The organism is Pseudomonas sp. G5001 (genome assembly GCF_013385475.1).
Classification (GTDB): Bacteria; Pseudomonadota; Gammaproteobacteria; order Pseudomonadales; family Pseudomonadaceae; genus Aquipseudomonas.
The window spans coordinates 141,289-160,003 of record NZ_JACAPZ010000029.1; the positions used below are offsets into that span (position 1 = coordinate 141,289).

General features: G+C 62.9%; 18 protein-coding genes. 10 read left to right on the forward strand and 8 right to left on the reverse strand.

The genetic code is table 11. The annotated features are described in order from the left end of the window. Nucleotides 1-2: 2 nt before the first annotated feature. Nucleotides 3-653 (reverse strand): class I SAM-dependent methyltransferase, encoded by a 651-nt coding sequence (locus HX805_RS23050; RefSeq protein ID WP_003210665.1) that lies wholly within the window; start codon nt 651-653, stop codon nt 3-5. 145 nt (nt 654-798) lie between these two features. Then, nucleotides 799-2,172, reverse strand: a complete 1,374-nt coding sequence (locus HX805_RS23055) for a glutamine synthetase family protein (RefSeq protein ID WP_177080163.1) — start codon at nt 2,170-2,172, stop codon at nt 799-801. Between the two features lie 387 nt (nt 2,173-2,559). Here HX805_RS23055 and HX805_RS23060 point away from each other — a divergent pair, with 387 nt between their 5' ends. After that, complete coding sequence (locus HX805_RS23060) at nt 2,560-3,336, forward strand: transporter substrate-binding domain-containing protein (protein ID WP_008437921.1); 777 nt, start codon at nt 2,560-2,562, stop codon at nt 3,334-3,336. On the opposite strand, the gene cynR is transcribed toward HX805_RS23060, so the two are convergent. Beyond that, the gene (cynR, locus tag HX805_RS23065) at nt 3,311-4,177 is read right to left on the reverse strand and encodes a transcriptional regulator CynR (protein WP_177080164.1); all 867 of its coding nucleotides are present in this window, start codon (nt 4,175-4,177) and stop codon (nt 3,311-3,313) included. The two genes, HX805_RS23060 and cynR, sit on opposite strands and share 26 nt — an antisense overlap. A gap of 112 nt (nt 4,178-4,289) precedes the next feature. Between cynR and HX805_RS23070 the strand changes: the two genes are divergently transcribed. The 3 genes from HX805_RS23070 to HX805_RS23080 are packed head-to-tail and all read left to right on the forward strand — an operon-like array spanning nt 4,290 to nt 6,326. Then, a complete protein-coding gene (locus HX805_RS23070; protein WP_177080165.1) occupies nt 4,290-4,931 on the forward strand; it encodes a carbonic anhydrase in 642 nt (213 codons plus the stop codon). A 29-nt stretch (nt 4,932-4,960) separates the two neighbouring features. Beyond that, on the forward strand, nt 4,961-5,431 hold the full coding sequence (cynS, locus tag HX805_RS23075) for a cyanase (protein WP_003210659.1): 471 nt from the start codon (nt 4,961-4,963) through the stop codon (nt 5,429-5,431). Between the two features lie 55 nt (nt 5,432-5,486). Then, nucleotides 5,487-6,326 carry a cache domain-containing protein gene (locus HX805_RS23080; protein WP_003210658.1) on the forward strand — a complete coding sequence of 280 codons (840 nt, stop codon included), beginning with the start codon at nt 5,487-5,489 and terminating at the stop codon, nt 6,324-6,326. A gap of 144 nt (nt 6,327-6,470) precedes the next feature. Here HX805_RS23080 and HX805_RS23085 read toward each other — a convergent pair whose 3' ends face one another. After that, nucleotides 6,471-7,982, reverse strand: coding sequence for an MDR family MFS transporter (locus HX805_RS23085; RefSeq protein WP_177019679.1), 1,512 nt, complete (start codon nt 7,980-7,982; stop codon nt 6,471-6,473). A gap of 74 nt (nt 7,983-8,056) precedes the next feature. After that, complete coding sequence (pobA, locus tag HX805_RS23090) at nt 8,057-9,241, reverse strand: 4-hydroxybenzoate 3-monooxygenase (RefSeq protein WP_173883010.1); 1,185 nt, start codon at nt 9,239-9,241, stop codon at nt 8,057-8,059. Nucleotides 9,242-9,430: 189 nt separating this feature from the next. Between pobA and HX805_RS23095 the strand changes: the two genes are divergently transcribed. Next, nucleotides 9,431-10,327 carry a helix-turn-helix domain-containing protein gene (locus HX805_RS23095; protein WP_003210655.1) on the forward strand — a complete coding sequence of 299 codons (897 nt, stop codon included), beginning with the start codon at nt 9,431-9,433 and terminating at the stop codon, nt 10,325-10,327. Here HX805_RS23095 and HX805_RS23100 read toward each other — a convergent pair. Both HX805_RS23100 and HX805_RS23105 read right to left on the reverse strand, forming a co-directional pair. Continuing rightward, nucleotides 10,311-10,487 carry a hypothetical protein gene (locus HX805_RS23100; RefSeq protein WP_162835184.1) on the reverse strand — a complete coding sequence of 59 codons (177 nt, stop codon included), beginning with the start codon at nt 10,485-10,487 and terminating at the stop codon, nt 10,311-10,313. The two genes, HX805_RS23095 and HX805_RS23100, sit on opposite strands and share 17 nt — an antisense overlap. Nucleotides 10,488-10,587: 100 nt before the next feature. Beyond that, nucleotides 10,588-11,493 (reverse strand): LysR family transcriptional regulator, encoded by a 906-nt coding sequence (locus HX805_RS23105; protein ID WP_003210653.1) that lies wholly within the window; start codon nt 11,491-11,493, stop codon nt 10,588-10,590. Nucleotides 11,494-11,597: 104 nt separating this feature from the next. Between HX805_RS23105 and HX805_RS23110 the strand changes: the two genes are divergently transcribed. Together HX805_RS23110 and HX805_RS23115 are read left to right on the forward strand one after the other, a co-directional pair. Next, a complete protein-coding gene (locus HX805_RS23110; protein ID WP_102368312.1) occupies nt 11,598-12,470 on the forward strand; it encodes an MBL fold metallo-hydrolase in 873 nt (290 codons plus the stop codon). Between the two features lie 34 nt (nt 12,471-12,504). Further along, entirely contained in the window at nt 12,505-13,119 is a 615-nt protein-coding gene (locus tag HX805_RS23115) for an NAD(P)-dependent oxidoreductase (protein WP_177054954.1), read from the forward strand. A gap of 118 nt (nt 13,120-13,237) precedes the next feature. Here HX805_RS23115 and HX805_RS23120 read toward each other — a convergent pair whose 3' ends face one another. Next, complete coding sequence (locus HX805_RS23120) at nt 13,238-14,116, reverse strand: LysR substrate-binding domain-containing protein (protein WP_008437911.1); 879 nt, start codon at nt 14,114-14,116, stop codon at nt 13,238-13,240. 111 nt (nt 14,117-14,227) lie between these two features. Here HX805_RS23120 and HX805_RS23125 point away from each other — a divergent pair, with 111 nt between their 5' ends. The 3 genes from HX805_RS23125 to HX805_RS23135 all read left to right on the forward strand — a co-directional run bounded on the left by HX805_RS23125 (nt 14,228) and on the right by HX805_RS23135 (nt 18,711). Then, nucleotides 14,228-15,853 (forward strand): 5-guanidino-2-oxopentanoate decarboxylase, encoded by a 1,626-nt coding sequence (locus tag HX805_RS23125; protein WP_177080167.1) that lies wholly within the window; start codon nt 14,228-14,230, stop codon nt 15,851-15,853. Then, nucleotides 15,850-17,292: an aldehyde dehydrogenase family protein gene (locus HX805_RS23130; RefSeq protein WP_177080168.1), complete on the forward strand. Its 1,443-nt coding sequence runs from the start codon at nt 15,850-15,852 to the stop codon at nt 17,290-17,292. Before HX805_RS23125 ends, HX805_RS23130 begins: the two co-directional genes overlap by 4 nt. A gap of 231 nt (nt 17,293-17,523) precedes the next feature. Then, a complete protein-coding gene (locus HX805_RS23135) occupies nt 17,524-18,711 on the forward strand; it encodes a cyanate transporter (RefSeq protein ID WP_177080169.1) in 1,188 nt (395 codons plus the stop codon). Nucleotides 18,712-18,715: the final 4 nt, after the last annotated feature.

An 18,715-nucleotide genomic window follows, 5' to 3' on the forward strand; every position in this document is an offset into this window, starting at 1 on the left:
ACTTATCCTCTCTTACGCAGGACATACACCCGCCACATGGCTGAGCCGGGCATGAACTCCTGTTGACCGAGGACCTTGAAACCCGCCAGGCGAAACTCCGCCTCCACTTGCGCCCGGTGGCTGGCAACTGCCGCCGGGCCAGGCTGCAACGCCCGGTACCCGCTGTCGCTGTTGACCGAGACGATTACCGTGTCGCGGCTTACCCGATGAAACTCACCGAGCAGGGCCAGGCGCCCTTCTGCCGTTGGCACATGGCGAAACAACTCCAGGCAAAAAATGCAGTCCACCGCGTTGGCCGAAAGGCCGATGGAAAATGCCGAGCCCTGGAAGGTCTTGATCCGCTTGAGCAAGCCCGGCGCGTGGTGGGTACGGGCGTGGTCGAGCATGTCCTGGGAGTTGTCCGACGCCAGGATCACCCGGTTGCTGTGCTCGGCCAGCACCGGCCAAAAGCGCCCGGAGCCGCACGCCAGGTCGAGAATCAGCCCTGGCTCGCCGGCGATCTTCAGCGCACGGCGCACCAATTGCTCATCGCGCCACAACCCCAGGCGCCGCAACAGCCCCGGCGGACGCGTGTCGGCGCAGACCAGGGCATGCTGCTGGCCAGCGCGTTCGGCAAATTCAATCTCGATGGAAGACGGCGGTTGCGACGGCATCACACGACTCTGTTAATGGATCAGACATTCGCAGCTTAACCACCGTCTCGTGAAAAAAAGGTCGAAGGATTGTTCGCCGTTAATGCAGAACCAGTATCCAGCCCGCTGCCTGTCTGTTAACTGTCTGTGATCAGCGCCTTCATCTTCAGGCCTGGTGCAGATACCAGCGCCAATCCTGCTCGCCCACCTCGCCCATGAACTGACGGTATTCGGCCCGCTTGACCGCCAGGTACACGCCGAGGAATTCGCCGCCGAACGCCTCACGCGCCCAAACCGAGCCTTCAAGCGCACGCAAGGTGGTCAGCCAATCGGTGGGCAGCAACTCCTTGGCCTGGGCATAACCGTTGCCCTCCACCGGCGCGCCGGGGTCGCGCTGTTCGCGGATGCCCCGGTGGATACCGGCCAGAATCGCGGCCGCCGCGAGGTACGGGTTGGCGTCGGCGCCGCAGATACGGTGTTCGATATGCCGGGAAAACGCCGGCCCGCCGGGCACCCGCAGCGTGACGGTGCGGTTGTCCACGCCCCAGGTCGCGGCCAGCGGCGCGTAGCTGTTGGTCTGGAAGCGTCGATAGGAGTTGGCGTTGGGGCAGAACATCAGCAACGAGTCGAGCAAGGTGCTGAGCATGCCGCCCACCGCGTGGCGCAACAGCGGCGTGCCGTCGGGCGCTTCGCTGGCAAACAGGTTATTGCCGTCGCGGTCGGCCAGGCTGACGTGCATGTGCATGCCGGTGCCGGCCAGATCGTCAAACGGCTTGGCCATGAAACACGCGGTCATCCCGTGCTTGTGGGCTACGCCCTTGACCAGGCGCTTGTAACGCACCGCCTCGTCCATGGCTTGCAGGGCATCGCTGCGATGTTCCAGGGTGATTTCCACCTGGCCCGGGGCGTATTCGGAAATCGCCGTGCGCGCCGGGATGCCCTGGAGTTTGCAGGCGCTGTAGAGGTCGGCGAGGAACGGTTCGATCTGCTCCAGCTCCCGCAGGCCGTAGACCTGGGTCGAGCGCGGGCGCCCGCCGTCGACATCCCGCGCCGGTTGCGGGCGGCCGTTGCTGTCGGGTATCTGGTCGAGCAAATAGAACTCCAGCTCCGCCGCCATCACCGGGTAATAGCCGTCGGCCTTGAGGTCGTCAATCACCCTGGCCAGCAGGTGCCGGGGATCGGCCACGGTAGCGGGCATGCCTTCGGTGGGGTGCATGCTGACTTGCACTGCTGCCGTCGGGATCAGGCGCCACGGCATGCGCTGCAAACTGCCGCTGACCGGGTAAGCGCGGCAGTCGATATCACCGACTTCCCAGACCAGCCCGGAGTTCTCCACGTCGTCGCCATTGATGGTCAGGCCGAGGATGGTACTCGGCAGCGGCCGGCCACTTTCATAGACCGCCAGCAGTTCATCGCGGTGCAGCAGTTTGCCGCGAGGCACACCGTTGTTGTCGAGGATGAACAGCTCGAACATCTCGATATCCGGGTTCTGCTCAAGAAAGGACTGGGCTTCGTGCAGGGTGGCAAAGGGCGTGTTCATGGGCATTCTCATACGTTCGCGTCAGGCAGGCGCGCGGGCGCTGCCGGGCAGATGCGCGGGGCATCCATTCGGGCAAATCAACGTAGGAGAAAGGTGTCCGGTGGGCGCGCGTGGCGGCAGTGCCAGAGCGCCCAGAAGGCGAGTTCGGAAGGGAGGGCATCAGCGGTGACTCGACGACGATCCGGACGGCTGGACGCGGTGGCGCCTGGCGATGTCTCAGGGTGTGTGTCGGGGGAACCGTCCATGCGGGATTCACAGTAAAGAGATGCCGGGCAGCCTCACACGCGAGGTTAAGCCGTTAAATCCAGTCTTGATGGAGTTTGGTTGTGCCGTGGCTAAACATTTGCAAATAATGGCGGCCCTGCCCATGCCCAAGGACCCGACCGCATGAAAGCATTGCTGACCCTTTCCCTGCTGGCCGGCCTGTCTGCCCAGGCCCTGGCCGACAGCCCTGCGTCGCGCCTGGATGAAGTGCTCCAGCGCGGCGAAATGAGCGTCTGTACCACCGGCGACTACAAGCCCTACAGCTATTTGCGCCCGGACGGCAGCTACGAAGGCATCGACATTTCGATGGCCCAGTCCCTGGCCAAGAGCCTTGGGGTGCAGGTGAAGTGGGTGCCGACCACCTGGAAAACCCTGATGCCGGACTTCCTGGCCCAGCGCTGTGATATTGCGGTGGGTGGTATTTCAGTGTCCCTGGAGCGGCAGAAAAAGGCGTTTTTCAGCCAACCATTGGGCGTCGACGGCAAGATCCCGCTGGTGCGTTGCGCCGATGTGCAGCGCTATCAGACGGTGGAGCAGATCAACCAGCCGCAGGTACGCGTGATCGAGCCTGCGGGCGGCACCAATGAAGTATTTGCGCGGGCGCATTTGGGCAAGGCACAACTGACGCTGTTCCCGGATAACGTGACGATTTTCGAGGAACTGCTGGCGAACAAGGCGGACGTGATGATCACCGACGCCAGCGAGGCGCGGTATCAGCAGAAGCTCAAGCCGGGACTGTGCGCGGTGAATCCCGAGCGGTACATGCAGTACAGCGAAAAAGCGTTCCTGCTGCCCCGCGATGATGTCGCATGGAAGAGTTACGTGGACCAGTGGCTGCACTTGAGCACGGTGACCGGCGTGTATGACGGCATCATCAATCAGTGGCTGGCTGCGCCCTGACCAGCTCGACAAACGCCCTGCACGCCGCACTGCGATAGCCTCCCTTGCGGCTGAGCAACGCCGCCGTGCGTTGCGGCAACGGCGGGCTTAGCGGCACCGCCTGCAACCCCGGCTGCACCTGGGCAATCGCGCTGGGCAGGATGGTCGCCAACTGCGTATTTCGTACGATTTCGATAATCGCGCTGATGGAATTGGCCTCCATGGTAATCAGCGGTTTCACCGCCTGGCTGCGAAAATACTCATCGATATAGCGACGCGTGGCGAAGCCGGCATTCAGCAGCACCAACGGCTGCTGGAGCCACGACTGTCGATCAATGCCGGGATGACCGGCGCTCACCACTACGCTCAACGCCTCGACAAACACCCCTTCACACTCGATATCCGGCAAATGCTCGCCGGTAAAACCGATGCCGATATCCAGCAAATCCTCCGTCAGTGCCGCCTCCATGCGGTCCTGGGTCAGCTCCTCGACACTCACTGTAATCCCCGGATACAGCCCGTTAAATCGCGCCAGCAGCGGCCCGATCAGGTAGGCGGTAAATGTCGGCGTCATCGCCAGGCGCAAGCTGCCACGGCTCAGGTCCTGCACGTCATGCATGGCGCGGGTGCCGGCCTGCAGATCCTGCAAGGCCAGGCGCGCAAACCGCACATAGGCCTCGCCTGCATCGGTCAGGCTGACGCTTCTGCCGGAACGGTCCAGCAGTAGCGCACCGAGAGTGTCTTCCAGTTGCCGGATCTGCTGCGACAAGGTCGGCTGCGACACATGCAGCGCCTCCGCCGCCCGGGTGAAATTACGGTGCTCGGCAACGGCCAGCAGGTAGCGGATATGACGCAGCAACATGGAAGGCGCTCCAACTATAGGCATGACTTATAGAAACCATAATAAGCCGGTCTTGGACGCTATAGCTGAAAACTTCCATCCTTGCCCCATCAGCGACGCAAGGAGAACCACCATGCAAGATCTCATCGACGGCTTTCGCAAGTTCCAGGGTGAAGCCTTCACCCAACGCAGCGACCTGTTCAAACACCTGGCTACCACGCAAAACCCCGGCACGTTGTTCGTGTCTTGTTCCGACAGCCGCGTAGTCCCGGAACTGCTGACCCAGCAGGAACCCGGAGACCTGTTTGTGATCCGTAACGCCGGCAACATCGTCCCGTCCTACGGGCCGGAGCCTGGCGGCGTGTCGGCCACCGTCGAATACGCAGTGGCCGTTCTCGGCGTCAGCGACATCGTGATCTGCGGCCACTCCGACTGCGGTGCCATGACCGCGATCTCCACCTGCAAATGCCTCGACCACTTGCCCGCCGTGGCCAACTGGCTGCGCCACGCCGAGTCGGCCAAGGTGATCAACGCCGCCCGCACTCACGCATCGGATGCCGACCGGCTGAACTCGCTGGTACGGGAAAACGTGGTCGCCCAACTGGCCAACCTCAAGACCCACCCTTCCGTGGCCCTGGCCCTGGAACAAGGCCGGCTGAGCCTGCACGGCTGGGTCTACGACATCGAAAGCGGCGCCATCGACGCCCTGGATGGCCGCAACGGGCGCTTCATTTCGCTGCTCGACCACCCGGCCACCCGTGCCTACGCCGCCTGAACCTTATTCAAACCCAAGAGGACATCACCATGTTGCAATCCCAATTCGCCCAATCCCCACGCCTGGCCCTGGCCGACACCGTCATCGACATCAAGGCGCGCAAGAACCTGTCATGGCAGGACCTCACCGACGGCACCGGCCTGAGCCTGGCGTTCGTCACCGCCGCCCTGCTCGGCCAGCATCCGCTGCCCAAGGACGCTGCCGATGTGGTCTGCGACAAGCTTGGCCTCGACCAGGACGCCAGCCGCCTGCTGCAAACCGTGCCCCTGCGCGGCAGCTTCCCGGGCGGCGTGCCGACGGACCCGACCATGTACCGTTTCTATGAAATGCTGCAGGTCTACGGTTCGACCCTCAAGGCCCTGGTGCACGAACAATTTGGCGACGGCATCATCAGCGCGATCAACTTCAAGCTGGACATCAAGAAGGTCGAAGACCCGGACGGCGGCTCCCGCGCGGTGATCACCCTGGATGGCAAATACCTGCCGACCAAACCGTTCTGATTTGCCGGCAAACCGTCTACGCTCTTGGCACACCAACAAGATCGAGGGACGGGTAATGAAGGCAATGCTCCGAGCCACCTGGCTGCTGCTGTTATGTGTTGGCCAGGTGCACGCCGCCACCGCTGAGGAGGCGGATGCCCAAGCCGCCAAGGCCTTGCTGGAAAAGGCCTTGGCGTATTACCAGACGAATGGTGACAAGGCTTTTGCGGCGTTCAGCCGCCAGGGTGAATTCGTCGACCAGGACCGTTACGTGTTCGTGGTCAACACCAAGGGCGTGCTGCTGGCGAGTGGCGGGCCCTCTTCTGCGTTGATCGGGCGCAATGTTTCCGAGGTACTGGGGCCGGATTTGAACAAGTCGTTCAAGGAGGCGTTGGCGGTGCCTGAGGGCAGTGGCATCCAGCAGGCCGATTACCGGTGGCAGAACTGGAATGACGGCAAGGTGGAGCGCAAGCATGTGTATTACCAGCGCGTCGGGCAGCGGATTTTGGCCGTTGGCTACTACCTGCCGCGGGCGACGCCGGAACATGCCAGAGCGCTGCGAAACAAAGCCGTCAAGGCGCTGGAGAAAGACCCGGTTGGGACGCTCAAGGCCATCAACGCCATGCAGGGTGGTTTTCTACAGGACGATTTGTATGTGTTTGTGGTTGACCTCGACACCCAGCGCTACGTGGCCCATGGCACGACTCCGCGGCTGGTGAATACGGATTTCAGCAAGATCAAGGATCCCGACGGGAAGCCGGTGGGTGAGCCGATCCTGGCGGTCATGGCCGAGCAGGATCAGGGGGAATACAAGTACCGCTGGAAAAATCCGGTGACCGGAAAGGTTGAGAACAAGCATGCGTATTTGCGCAAAACCGGACATTTCATGGTGGCTGTGGGGTATTACAGCCCGTGAAGGTCAGCTATTTAAATGCTGGAACGTGATCGAATGTGGGAGCGGGCTTGCTCGCGAATGCGGTGTATCAGCCAACCTATTTATCAGCTGACAGACCGCATTCGCGAGCAAGCCCGCTCCCACATTTAATCTTCATTTTTTCGACTATTTGGCCTTGTCTTCCCGCCCCCGCAACACCCGATCAGGCATGGCAATCGCCGCCGCCAACCCCAACAACGACACCCCGGCACTGACCATCAGCAAATGCCTGAAGGTAATCAACAACTCCCCCCGCAAGGCATCCTGCGCCGGCCCAGGCGCGGCATTCAAACCATCCAGCAGCACATTCCCCGAACTCCCCTCCGCGACCAGCGCCCCACTGGCCAGGTGCGCAAAACTGGAGTCCTGCAACAACGCCAGCAACAGCGCCGACATGCATGCCACCCCAACCGCACCGCCCAGGGAACGGAACAGGTTGGTGGTGCTGGTCGCCACCCCGATATCCCGCTGCTCCACCGAGTTCTGCGTACCCACCAGGGAAGTCGGAAACTGCATCCCGGCGGCAATCCCGCACAGCAACATAAACAGACTGGTGACCGCCACCGCCTGAGGCGCACTCAACGCCATGCCGAAAATCGCGATCGGGCTCAGGAAGGCGCCAATCAGGATCATCGGTTTATAACGCCCGGTCACCGAGGTCATGCGCCCGGCAAAATACGCCCCCATCGGCAAGCCCATCGCCAGCGGCAGCAAATGCAAGGCGGCACTGTCGGCACCGGAACCGGTGACGGTCTGGTAGCGCAGCGGCATCAGCACCGTCAGGGAAATCGCCTGGAAACTGGTAAAGAAAATCGTGCACCAGCACAATACCGCGCTGCGGTTGGCAAACAGGTGCATCGGCAACAAGGGCTCCCGCGCCCGGCGCTCGTGCCACACAAACACCGTCAACGCCACCACGGCACAGACCAACAGCCCCAGCACTTCATCGTCGCGCCAATGATGGCCCTGGCCGATTTCGGTGATACCCAGCAACAGCGCCGTCAAACCGACGATCATCAGCACAGTGCCGAGGTAGTCGATCACCGGCTTGCGTTGCGGCACCGGCAGCCCCACCAGCGTGCGATGGGCCACCCACCAGGCGCCCGCGCCCAGCGGCAGGTTGATCAGGAACACCCAGCGCCACGACAGGTACTCGGTCATGTAGCCGCCCAATACCGGGCCGGCCACGCTCGCCACCGCGTACATGCTGCTGAAGTACCCCTGGTAGCGCCCGCGCTCACGGGGCGGAATAATGTCGCCGATAATCGCCTGGCTGACCGAAATCATCCCGCCGGCACCGATGCCCTGGAGAATCCGCGCCAGCACCAGTTGCTCCATGCTCTGGGCCATGCCGCAGAACAGTGAAGCGAGGGTGAACAGCCCCATGCCGATCAGCATCATTGGCCGGCGCCCGTACAAGTCGCCGAGCTTGCCGTAGATCGGCACGGCCACGGTCATCGCCACCATGTAGCCGGAGATCACCCAGGCCAGCAGGTTTACATCATGGAACTGCGCGGAAATGGCCGGCATGGAAACGGCGACGATGGTCTGGTCCAGGGCCCCGAGAAAGATCGCCATCATCAAGGCGACAAGGACACTGCGCACGGCGGGTGTGGCGGGCTGATTGAGGTTGGTCACGGCAGAACCTGCGAGCAAGGGCCCGCGGGAAAAGGAGGCCCACGGGAATGCTCGTCAGTGTACTAGATAGCTGACTATTCGATAGCCTCGTAAGGAAGTCCGACGTAATTTTCTGCAATGGTTTTACGGCCCGCCTCTGAGTCCACGAAATACTCCAATTCGCTCTGAGCAATGCGCTGGCTGAAGCCGTCTGCCTCAGGAAACTGATGCAGCATCGAGGTCATCCACCAGGAAAACCGTTCGGCCTTCCAGATCCTTCGCAGGCAAATCTGTGAGTACTTTTCCAGCAACTCTACCCGGCCCTCGCGATACACCTTGAGCAGGATATTGAACAAGGTACTGACATCGCTGGCCGCCAGGTTCAAACCCTTGGCGCCGGTGGGCGGCACGATGTGGGCGGCGTCGCCCAGCAGGAACAGGCGGCCGTACTGCATCGGCTCCACCACAAAACTGCGCAGTGGCGCGATGCTCTTTTCGATGGACGGGCCGGTCACCAGTTGCTCGGTGAGTGAGCTGGGCAAGCGGGTTTTCAGTTCATCCCAAAAGCGTGCATCGGACCAGTCGTCCACCGACTCATCGGCCGGCACCTGCAGGTAATAACGGCTGCGGGTCGGTGAACGCATGCTGCACAGGGCAAAACCGCGTTCGTGCTTGGCGTACACCAGTTCATCGTGGATCGGCGGGGTGTCGGCGAGGATGCCCAGCCAGCCAAACGGATAGACCCGTTCAAAGACTTTCAATGCCTCGGTGGGAATCGACTGGCGCGCCACACCGTGAAAACCATCGCAGCCAGCGATGTAGTCGCAGTCTAGCCGGTAATGCTCGCCTTTATGTTCGAAGCTCAGCCACGGCTCCGGGCTTTTCAGATCATGGGGCTGCACGTTGCCGGCTTCATACAACGTTGTCGCGCCGCTGGCCTGGCGCGCGGCCATCAGGTCGCGGGTGACTTCGGTTTGCCCGTAGATCATCACCGTCTTGCCGCCGGTCAGCGTCTTGAGGTCGATATGGGTCAGTTGCCCATTCAGCGCCAGCTCAAAGCCCTCATGCACCAGGCCTTCGGCATCCATCCGCGCACTCACGCCGGCCTGGCGCAGCAGGTCGACCATGCCTTGTTCCAGCACCCCGGCACGGATGCGCCCTTGCACGTAATCCGGCGTCTGGCGCTCAAGAATCAGGGTTTCGATCCCGGCGTTGTGCAACAGTTGACCGAGCAGCAGCCCCGAGGGACCGGCGCCGATGATGGCGACTTGGGTTTTCAGCGTTTTCATTATTTTTATGGCCCGCAAGCTTCACCCGAACGTATCCGGTGAAAGAGTTGTCATTGAAGGTGTTGCTGGCATTTTTCACTTGAGTGCCCGGCATAAGAAGGTGAAAACTGAGCCCAAAGCTGCGCTTTTCGCCAATTGGGGCGATTACCGCACAACTCTCCCGAAGTATCGGATGAAGCCATGACCAAAACTGCCAGTGCCGCGATTCCAGTGTTCAAACTCTACGGTGAGAGCCAGCAATGGCCGACCCCGGATTTGTTGCACTGTGAAACCATCTCCCGGCGTAGCCGTGAGTACCAGTGGGAAATCCAGCCCCACCGGCATGCGGACCTGTGCCAGTTGCTTTACGTGCACAAAGGCCAGGCACAACTGGAGATCGAGGGGCAGCGCAGCACCCTGAATGAATCGACGCTGCAGGTGCTGCCGCCGTTATGCGTGCATGGCTTTCGCTTTTCCGAAGACGTCGAGGGGTTTGTGGTCACCCTGGCCGCGCCGCTGATGGCGCACCTGCAGGGGCAACTGGGCGCGGCGCTGGATGGCCTGAATGCCCTGGGCAGCTACCCTGCCGGCAACGACAGTGACTACCTCAACAGCCTGTTTGCGCGCCTGCAGGAGGAATACGCCAGCGACCAACCGGCGCGGGACATGATGATGCACGCCCTGGTCAGCGTGCTGCTGGTGTGGATCAGCCGCCAGGCCATCCAGCGCCGCCATCCACGGGCACCGCGGGGCCGCGAATACTTCCGCCGGTTCACCCAGCTGGTAGAGCAACATTATCGCGAGCACCCGAAAATCGAAGACCTGGCCCACAAGCTCGGGATCTCGGTCTCACACCTGAACGGGACGTGTCGGGAGTTGGGCGGGCAGCCCGCGTTGCAGATCATGCACGACCGCCAGTTGCTGGAAGCCAAGCGCCTGCTGACCTACACCAGCATGACCATCAATGAAATGTCGGAGGTTTTGGGCTTTTCCGACCCGACCAACTTCTCACGGCTGTTTCGCCGACGCGTCGGGTTCTCCCCGAAGGCGTTTCGGGAGCAGTTGAAAGCCGACCAGGACGCTAGCGAAGCGAACTGAAGGCAGCCATGTGGCCAACGCATTGACCGTGATTGCAGCTGGAGGCGAAGCCCGGCTGCATGCGGGTCTGTTCGACGCGGTAGGCGGCAGTGCCATAGAGCGCGGTGGCGGCGGCGCACAGGGTGAAAATCATCAGGTACTTTCTTGTTTTGATCGACATGATGCTGACCTCTGATCCGATCAAGAAGGTGCTTTGATAAGCATAGGTCAGCTGGGGCAAGTCGCCATTATCGGGCGACATTCAACCTGTTTATGTCGGCTTAGAGACCGACGTCCCACACCGGCTCTTCCGGAAACCTCAATACCAGGAAATCCAGCAGGCTGCGCAGCGCCGCCGGCATATGCTTGCGCGAGGCGTACACCGCGTAGATGTTCATCTGCTGCGGCTCGGCCTCGGGCAACAAGCGGATCAACTCGCCACTGCGGATGTAGTCGCCCGCCTGATAACTCGGCAGCCGCGACACCCCTGCCCCCGCCAGCGTCACCCGCAATAAGGTACTGGCCTCGTTGGCGCTGATATTGCCCTGCACCGGCACCGACACCGGCTCGCCGTTCTCCATGAAGTGCCACAGGCTTTTGCCGAAGTAGGAGTGGGTCAGGCAATTGTGCCGGGCCAGGTCCTGTACCTGCCGCGGTTGCGGGTGCTCCAGCAGGTAAGCGGGCGATGCGCAGATCACCGAACGGCACAGCGTGAGTCGGCGGGCGATCAGGTTGGGGTCCAGTTCGAAGCTGGTGCGGATCGCCAGGTCGATGCGCTCATCCACCAGGTTCACCGTGCGATCAAGCATCTGCATATCGATGTTGACCAGCGGGTAGCGCTTGACGTATTCGGCCATGGCATCGGCCAGCTGTGCCTGGCCGAACGAGGTGCTGACACTCAGGCGCAGCAGGCCGCGAGGCGCTTCGTCGGGTTCGCTGACGGCGGCCTGCATGTCGCTGCACAACTCCAGCATCTGCCGGCAACGGGGCAGGGTTTCGCTGCCGGCGGCGGTCAGGCTGAGCTTGCGGGTGGTGCGGTGCATCAGGCGCGCGCCGACCCAGTCTTCCAGCTCCGCCAGGTAGCGCGACACCACCGGGCGCGACAGGTCCAGATGGTCGGCTGCCGCCGACTGGCTGCCCAAGTCCACCACCGCGACAAACACCCGCATTGCTTGAAGACGATCCATGATTTGCCCGCTTTTAGAAACAAACTATGTCCAAGCATCGCATTTTTTGTAGCGTTTGGTGCAACTAAGCTCTGTCCACACCTTACCGATGACTGGAGCTGCACATGTTTGGATTCTCCCCGCTCAAGCGCGTGGCCCTGGCCGCCGCCTCCCTGGCCTTCGCCGCGCACGCCATGGCGGCCGACTTGACTCTGGACGCCTACAACCCGGGCGAGACCGCGATGATGCCGGTCACCTCGGTACTGGTCAGCGGCGACAAAGATGCGATCCTGGTGGACGCCCAATTCGGCAAGACCCAGGCCGAGCAACTGGTGCAAAAAATCCGCGCCAGCGGCAAGCGCCTGACTACCATCTACATCAGCCACGGCGACCCGGACTACTACTTCGGCCTCGATACCCTGACCGCCGCCTTCCCCCAGGCCAAAGTCCTGGCACCGCAGCCGGTGGTGGACCATATCAAGGCCACCGTTGAACACAAACTGGCGTTCTGGGGCCCGAAACTGGGCGCGGACAAGCCTGGCAAAGCCGTCATTCCCCAGGTGCTTGAGGGCCACAGCCTGACCCTCGAAGGCAAGCAGTTGGAGGTGATCGGCCTCGACGGCGCACAACCGGACCGCACCTTTGTGTGGATCCCGTCGATCAAGGCGGTGGTCGGTGGTGTAGTCGTCGCGGAAAACATTCATGTGTGGATGGCCGATACGCAGACCGCGAAGTCCCACACCGATTGGCTGGCCACCCTGCAACGTATCCAGGACTTGAAACCGCGCACGGTGATTCCGGGTCACTACCTGGGCACGCCGTCGCTCAAATCCGTGGCGTTCACCGCCGACTACATCAAGGCCTTTGACGAAGAAACCGCCAAGGCCAAGGACTCCGCCGCCCTGATTGCGGCGATGCAAAAGCGTTACCCGAACCTGGGTGACGAGAGCACCCTGGAACTGGGCGCCAAAGTCGCCAAGGGCGAAATGCAGTGGTGAGTTGATTCAACCCTTAACCGTACTGGAGAACGTCATGAGCAAGATCGCAATCATTGGTGCCACCGGTCGTGCCGGTAGCCAACTGCTGGAAGAAGCGCTGCGTCGCGGGCACACCGTCACGGCCATCGCACGTAATACCGACAAGATCGGCGCGCGCCCTGGCGTCACCGCCAAGCAAGTCGATGCGCTGGATGCCCAGGCGCTGGAACAGGCCATCCGCGGCAACGACGTGGTGATCAGCGCGGCGCACTTCGCCACCCTGCCTGCGGAAGCGGTGATCAACCCGGTGAAAAAAGCCGGCGTGAAGCGCCTGCTGGTGGTCGGCGGTGCCGGTTCGCTGTTGTTGCCGGGCGGCAGCCGAGTGATCGACAGCCCGGGCTTCCCCGAGGAATACAAAGCCGAAGCCAACGCCGGCAGTGTTTTCCTCGATACCCTGCGCCAGGAAAAAGACCTGGACTGGACCTTCCTGTCACCTTCGGCGGAGTTCGTGGAGACCGCACGCACCGGCACATTCCGCCTGGGCCGGGATGAATTGCTGGTGAGCAGTGAAGGCCGCAGTTGGATCAGCTTTGCCGACTTCGCGATTGCGCTGATTGATGAAGTGGAAACACCGAAGCATTCGCGCCAGCGGTTCACCGTCGGCTACTAAGGCTGACGCGCACTAAAAATGTGGGAGCGGGCTTGCTCGCGAATGCGGTGTGTCAGTCAACAGATGGATTGGCTGACCCGGCGCCTTCGCGAGCAAGCCCCCTCCCACATTTTGATCTTCATTGTGACGGCGACTGTGCCTGGCTCACCAGCCAATCCATAAGCTGCTCCAACCCCGCCGAGGGCTCAGTGCCCGGCGGGTACACCAGGTAATACCCCATCCCCGTCGGCACCCGTAGTTCAAACGGCGTGGCCAACCGCCCCGCCTTCAGGTCCTCGCCAATCAGCGCGCTGTCACCAATTGCCACGCCCGAGCCTTGGGACGCCACCGTCATCGCCAGGTCCAGGGTTTCAAAATGATGCCCCTGGGCCAGATTGCTCAAGCGTGTATTCGCCGCTTTCAACCACAACGCCCAATCCCGCTCATCCCGCGTAGGGTGCAACAACACCTGTTGCTGCAAATCGGCGGGCGTGTGCAAGCCACCGAGCAAGGCCGGCGCGCACACCGGTGTCAGGCGCTCATCGAACAGATGCCGGGCCTGGGCCGACTGCTCGGCAATCGGCGCGTAGATCACCGCGGCATCGAACTGCTCGCGGCGAAAGTCGACCGTGTAGGCCACGGTGGTGGTCAACTCCACCGGCACATCCGGGCGTTCCTGCTGCCACTGCATCAGGCGCGGCAACAGCCAGCGCATCACGCAGGTGGAGGCCTTGAGCTGCAAGGTCTCGCGGCGGGTGCCGATCTGCTCCACCGCCTCGCCGATCAGGCCGAACACCTGCTGCGCCCGCAGTGACCATTCGCGGCCCTCTTCGGTGAGGCTCAAGCCACGAGCCTGGCGCTGGAACAACGCATAGCCCAGATGACTTTCCAGCCCGGCAATCTGCCGGCTCACCGCGCCCTGGGTGATGTGCAATTGCTCGGCGGCTCGGGTGAAGTTGCAGCACTGGGCCGTGACCCAAAAGGTGTGCAGGGCCGGCAGCGGCGGAAGACGTTTCATAAGGGCGCAGCCATGACGTGAGGACATGGCTAGTATGACTTTTTATCGATTGTTGCCGCTACGGGCCAGCCGTTCCAATACGGGCCTTTATCAACAATAAGAGCGACGACAATGGCGACCTGCGGCGAAGTATTGGTCAACCTGCTGGAAGGCTACGGCGTGGACCAGGTGTTTGGCATCCCCGGCGTGCACACCGTGGAACTCTACCGGGGCCTGGCGCGCTCGAGCATCCGCCACGTCACCCCGCGCCACGAACAGGGCGCCGGTTTCATGGCCGACGGCTATGCGCGCACCAGCGGCAAGCCCGGCGTGTGCTTCATCATCACCGGCCCCGGCATGACCAACATCACCACCGCCATGGGCCAGGCCTACGCCGACTCGATCCCGATGCTGGTGATCTCCAGCGTGCAGTCCCGCAGCCAGCTGGGCGGCGGGCGCGGCAAGCTGCATGAGCTGCCGAACCAGGGCGCGATGATCGCGGGCGTGGCGGCGTTCTCCCATACCTTGATGTCGGCAGCCGAATTGCCCGGTGTACTGGCCCGGGCATTTGCGCTGTTCCAGGCCGGACGACCGCGCCCGGTGCACATCGAAATCCCGCTGGACGTGCTGGTGGAAAACGCCGACGCGTTGCTCGGCAGCGAACCGGTCAGCGTTTCCCGCGCTGGCGCTGCGCCGTCGGCGGTCAAGCAGATGAGCCAGTTGCTGGCGGCGGCAAAACGCCCGCTGATTCTCGCCGGTGGTGGCGCCATCGACGCAGCGCCCGAGGTGACGCAACTGGCCGAAGCCCTCGGCGCGCCGGTGGCGCTGACCATCAACGCCAAGGGCATGCTGGCCGCCAACCACCCGCTGCTGATCGGCTCGACCCAAACCCTGGTCGCCACCCGCGCGCTGGTGGCCGAGGCAGACGTGGTGCTGGCGATCGGCACCGAGCTGGCGGAAACCGACTACGACGTGACCTTCGCCGGCGGCTTCGACATTCCCGGCGCCCTGCTGCGCATCGACATCGATTCCGACCAGACCGTGCGCAATTACCCGCCGCAAGTCGCGCTGGTAGCCGACGCGCAAATCGCTGCGCAGGCACTGCTTGCCGAGCTGGGCAACAAACCCCTGGCCGCCCGGGACAGCAACTGGGGCGCCCGCCGCGTCGCCCGCCTGTGGAGCGAACTGGAACCCACCTGGGACGCCGCCACCCGCGCGCAAACCCTGTTCCTCAACACCGTCCTGGACGAACTGCCCGACGCCGTACTGGTGGGCGACTCCACTCAACCGGTGTACACCGGCAACCTGACCCTGAACCTCGACCAGCCGCGCCGCTGGTTCAACTCCTCCACCGGCTACGGCACCCTCGGCTACGCCTTGCCGGCGGCCATCGGTGCGTGGCTGGGGCGCGGCAACGGCGCGCCGGTGGTGTGCCTGATCGGCGACGGCGGCCTGCAATTCACCCTGCCGGAACTGGCCAGCGCCGTGGAAGCGCGCACGCCGGTAATCGTGCTGCTGTGGAATAACCAGGGCTATGAGGAGATCAAGAAATACATGGTCAACCGCGCCATCGAACCGGTGGGCGTGGACATCTACACCCCGGACTTTATCGGAGTGGCCAAGGCCCTCGGCGCTGCTGCCCAGCGCATCCAGGGTGTTGAGGAATTACGCAGCGCCTTGCGTGCCGCGACTGATCGCCAGGGCCCGACGCTGATTGAAATCGACCAGGGCCTTTGGATGAAGGAGGTGGCGGTATGAGCGCGGTATTGAATGGGCTGTTTATCAATGGCGCGTGGCGTGCCGGCCATGACGTGCTGGACGTGATCAACCCGGCCACCGAGGCCACCCTGGCCCAAGTGAGCGTGGGTGATGCAGGCGCGGTGACTGAGGCCATCGGCGCCGCCAGCGCGGCCTTCCCGGACTGGTCGAAAAGCACCGGCCGCGACCGCGCCGCGCTGTTGCGCAAGATCGCCGAGGGTGTGAGCGCAGAGCGTGAACACCTGATGCAACTGCAATCGAGCAACAACGGCAAGCCGCTGTTTGAAGCCGGCATCGATGTGGATGACGTGATCGCCACCTTTGCCTACTACGCGAACCTGGCCGACGAAATGGACGCCACCCAGGACCGTCCGGTGGTACTGCCCACTGAGGATTTCAGCGCCCGTGTACGCCGTGAACCCTGCGGCGTGGTGGGCCTGATCGTGCCGTGGAATTTCCCGATGGTGACCACCGCCTGGAAACTCGCCCCGGCGCTGGCGGCCGGTTGCTGCGTGGTGCTCAAGCCTTCGGAAGTGACGCCGCTGGCAGAGCTGGAACTGGCCCGGATCATCGCCTCGGTGGGCTTGCCTGCCGGTGTGTTCAACCTGGTCTGCGGCACTGGCCTGGCGGTGGGCGCGCCGATGGCGGCTGACCCACGGATCGCGAAAATCTCCTTCACCGGCAGCAATGCCGTGGGCGTGCAGGTGATGCAGCGCGCCGCCGAAACGGTCAAGGGTGTGAGCCTGGAACTGGGCGGCAAATCCGCGTTGCTGGTGCTGGCGGACGCCGACCTCGACCTGGCCGTGGAACTGGCCTGCGGCGGTGGTTTCTTCAACGCCGGGCAGATGTGTTCCGCCACCAGCCGGGTGTTGGTGGCCGACGAACTGGCGGACGAGTTTCTCACCCGCTTGCAGGCCAGGGCCGAGAGCATTCGCGTGGCGGACCCGTTTGCCGAAGACGTGGAAATGGGCGCATTGGTCAACCGTGCGCAGTATCAGCGGGTGCTGGGGCATATCGAACGTGGCCTGCAAGCCGGCGCGAAGCTGCTGTGTGGCGGCGGGCGCCCGGCGGATTTGCCTCATGGGTATTTCATTCGCCCGACGGTCTTCACTGAAGTGCCGTTGGACAGCGCGTTGTGGAACGAGGAGATCTTCGGCCCGGTGCTGTGCGTGCGCAGTTTTGCCAATGAGGCCGAGGCGGTGGCGCTGGCCAATGACAGTGAGTTTGGCCTGGTCGCGAGCGTGCTGAGCAGCAACGTGGAAGCGGCTGAGCGAGTGGCCAATGCTTTGCAGGTGGGTTTGGTGTGGATCAATGCGCCGCAGGTGATCTTCCCGCAAACGGCGTGGGGTGGTTACAAGCAGAGCAGCATTGGCCGCGAACTGGGGCCTTGGGGGTTGCAGGCGTTTCAGGAGATCAAGCATGTGATCCGGGCGGTGTAGAAACACTCAAGAGCACCACTGTTCCCTGTGGGAGCTGGCTTGCCTGCGATTGCGGTCTATCAGACACAGATGTGTTGCCTGACCCACCGCTATCGCAGGCAAGCCAGCTCCTACCTGTTGATTTGTGCCGTGTCAGCAGATGCATTTTTTCAATAGCGCCAACGACTTTCTCATTTGCCGCCCTCCCCCACGCCCGGCCTAATACTGCCCTTGTCAGTTCAAGGCCTGCCCATGGAAAACGTCCGCGCAAAACCCGCCACCGCCGTTTGGCTGATGATCAGCGTTGTGCTGGTCGCCCTCAACCTGCGCCCGTCGATGGCCGCCGTCGGCCCGTTGTTGTCGTCGATTCGCGCCGATGTGGCCCTGAGTTTCAGCACAGCCTCGTTGCTGACCATGCTGCCGGTCATGGCCATGGGCCTGGCGATGTTTTTTGGCATGGCCGTGGCCAAACGCTTCGGCGAGCATCGCAGCATTGTGCTGTCGCTGGTGGTGATCGGCCTGGCCACCGTCTCCCGGTTGTTCCTGGACTCGGCGGTTGAGCTGATCCTCAGCGCCATCGCGGCCGGTGTGGGGATCGCGATGATCCAGGCGTTGATGCCCGCCTTGATCAAGTCGCGCTTCAGCGACAACGTTTCCCTGTTCATGGGCCTGTACGTCACCGCGATCATGGGCGGCGCGGCCCTCGCCGCTTCGTTCTCGCCGTTTATCCAGGTGCGAACCGGCAGCTGGCGCATCGGCCTGGCCATCTGGGCGGTTCTCGCGGTATTGGCGCTGGTGTTCTGGTACGCCCAACGCTCGGTGCTGCCGCCGCTGCCGCAAGCCGGCGCAGGCCCGCAGGCGTCATTCTTCGGCAATCGCCGGGCCTGGTTGCTGGCGATTTTCTTCGGCCTCGGCACCGCGTCCTACACCTGCGTACTGGCCTGGCTGGCGCCGTACTACGTGGAACAAGGCTGGAGCGAACAGAACGCCGGCCTGTTGCTGGGCTTTTTGACGGCCATGGAAGTGGTCTCCGGCCTGATTACTCCGGCCATCGCCAACCGCCGGAGGGACAAGCGGGGTGTGGTCGCGGTGCTGCTGGTGCTGATCATCGCCGGCTTCTGCGGGCTGATCCTGAGCCCGCAATACCTGAGCCTGCTGTGGCCGTGTTTGCTCGGCCTGGGGATTGGCGGCTTGTTTCCGATGAGCCTGATCCTGTCCCTCGACCACCTCGACAACCCGCGCCGTGCCGGTGGCCTGACGGCCTTTGTGCAGGGCATCGGCTACCTGATCGCCGGTTTGTCGCCGCTGATTGCCGGGATGATCCGCGACCAGTTGGGCAGCTTCGAGTGGGCCTGGTGGTCACTGACGGCCGTGGTGGTGGTGATGCTGCTGATCGTACTGCGCTTCGATCCCCGGCATTACGCGCGGCATATTCGCTGAGGTC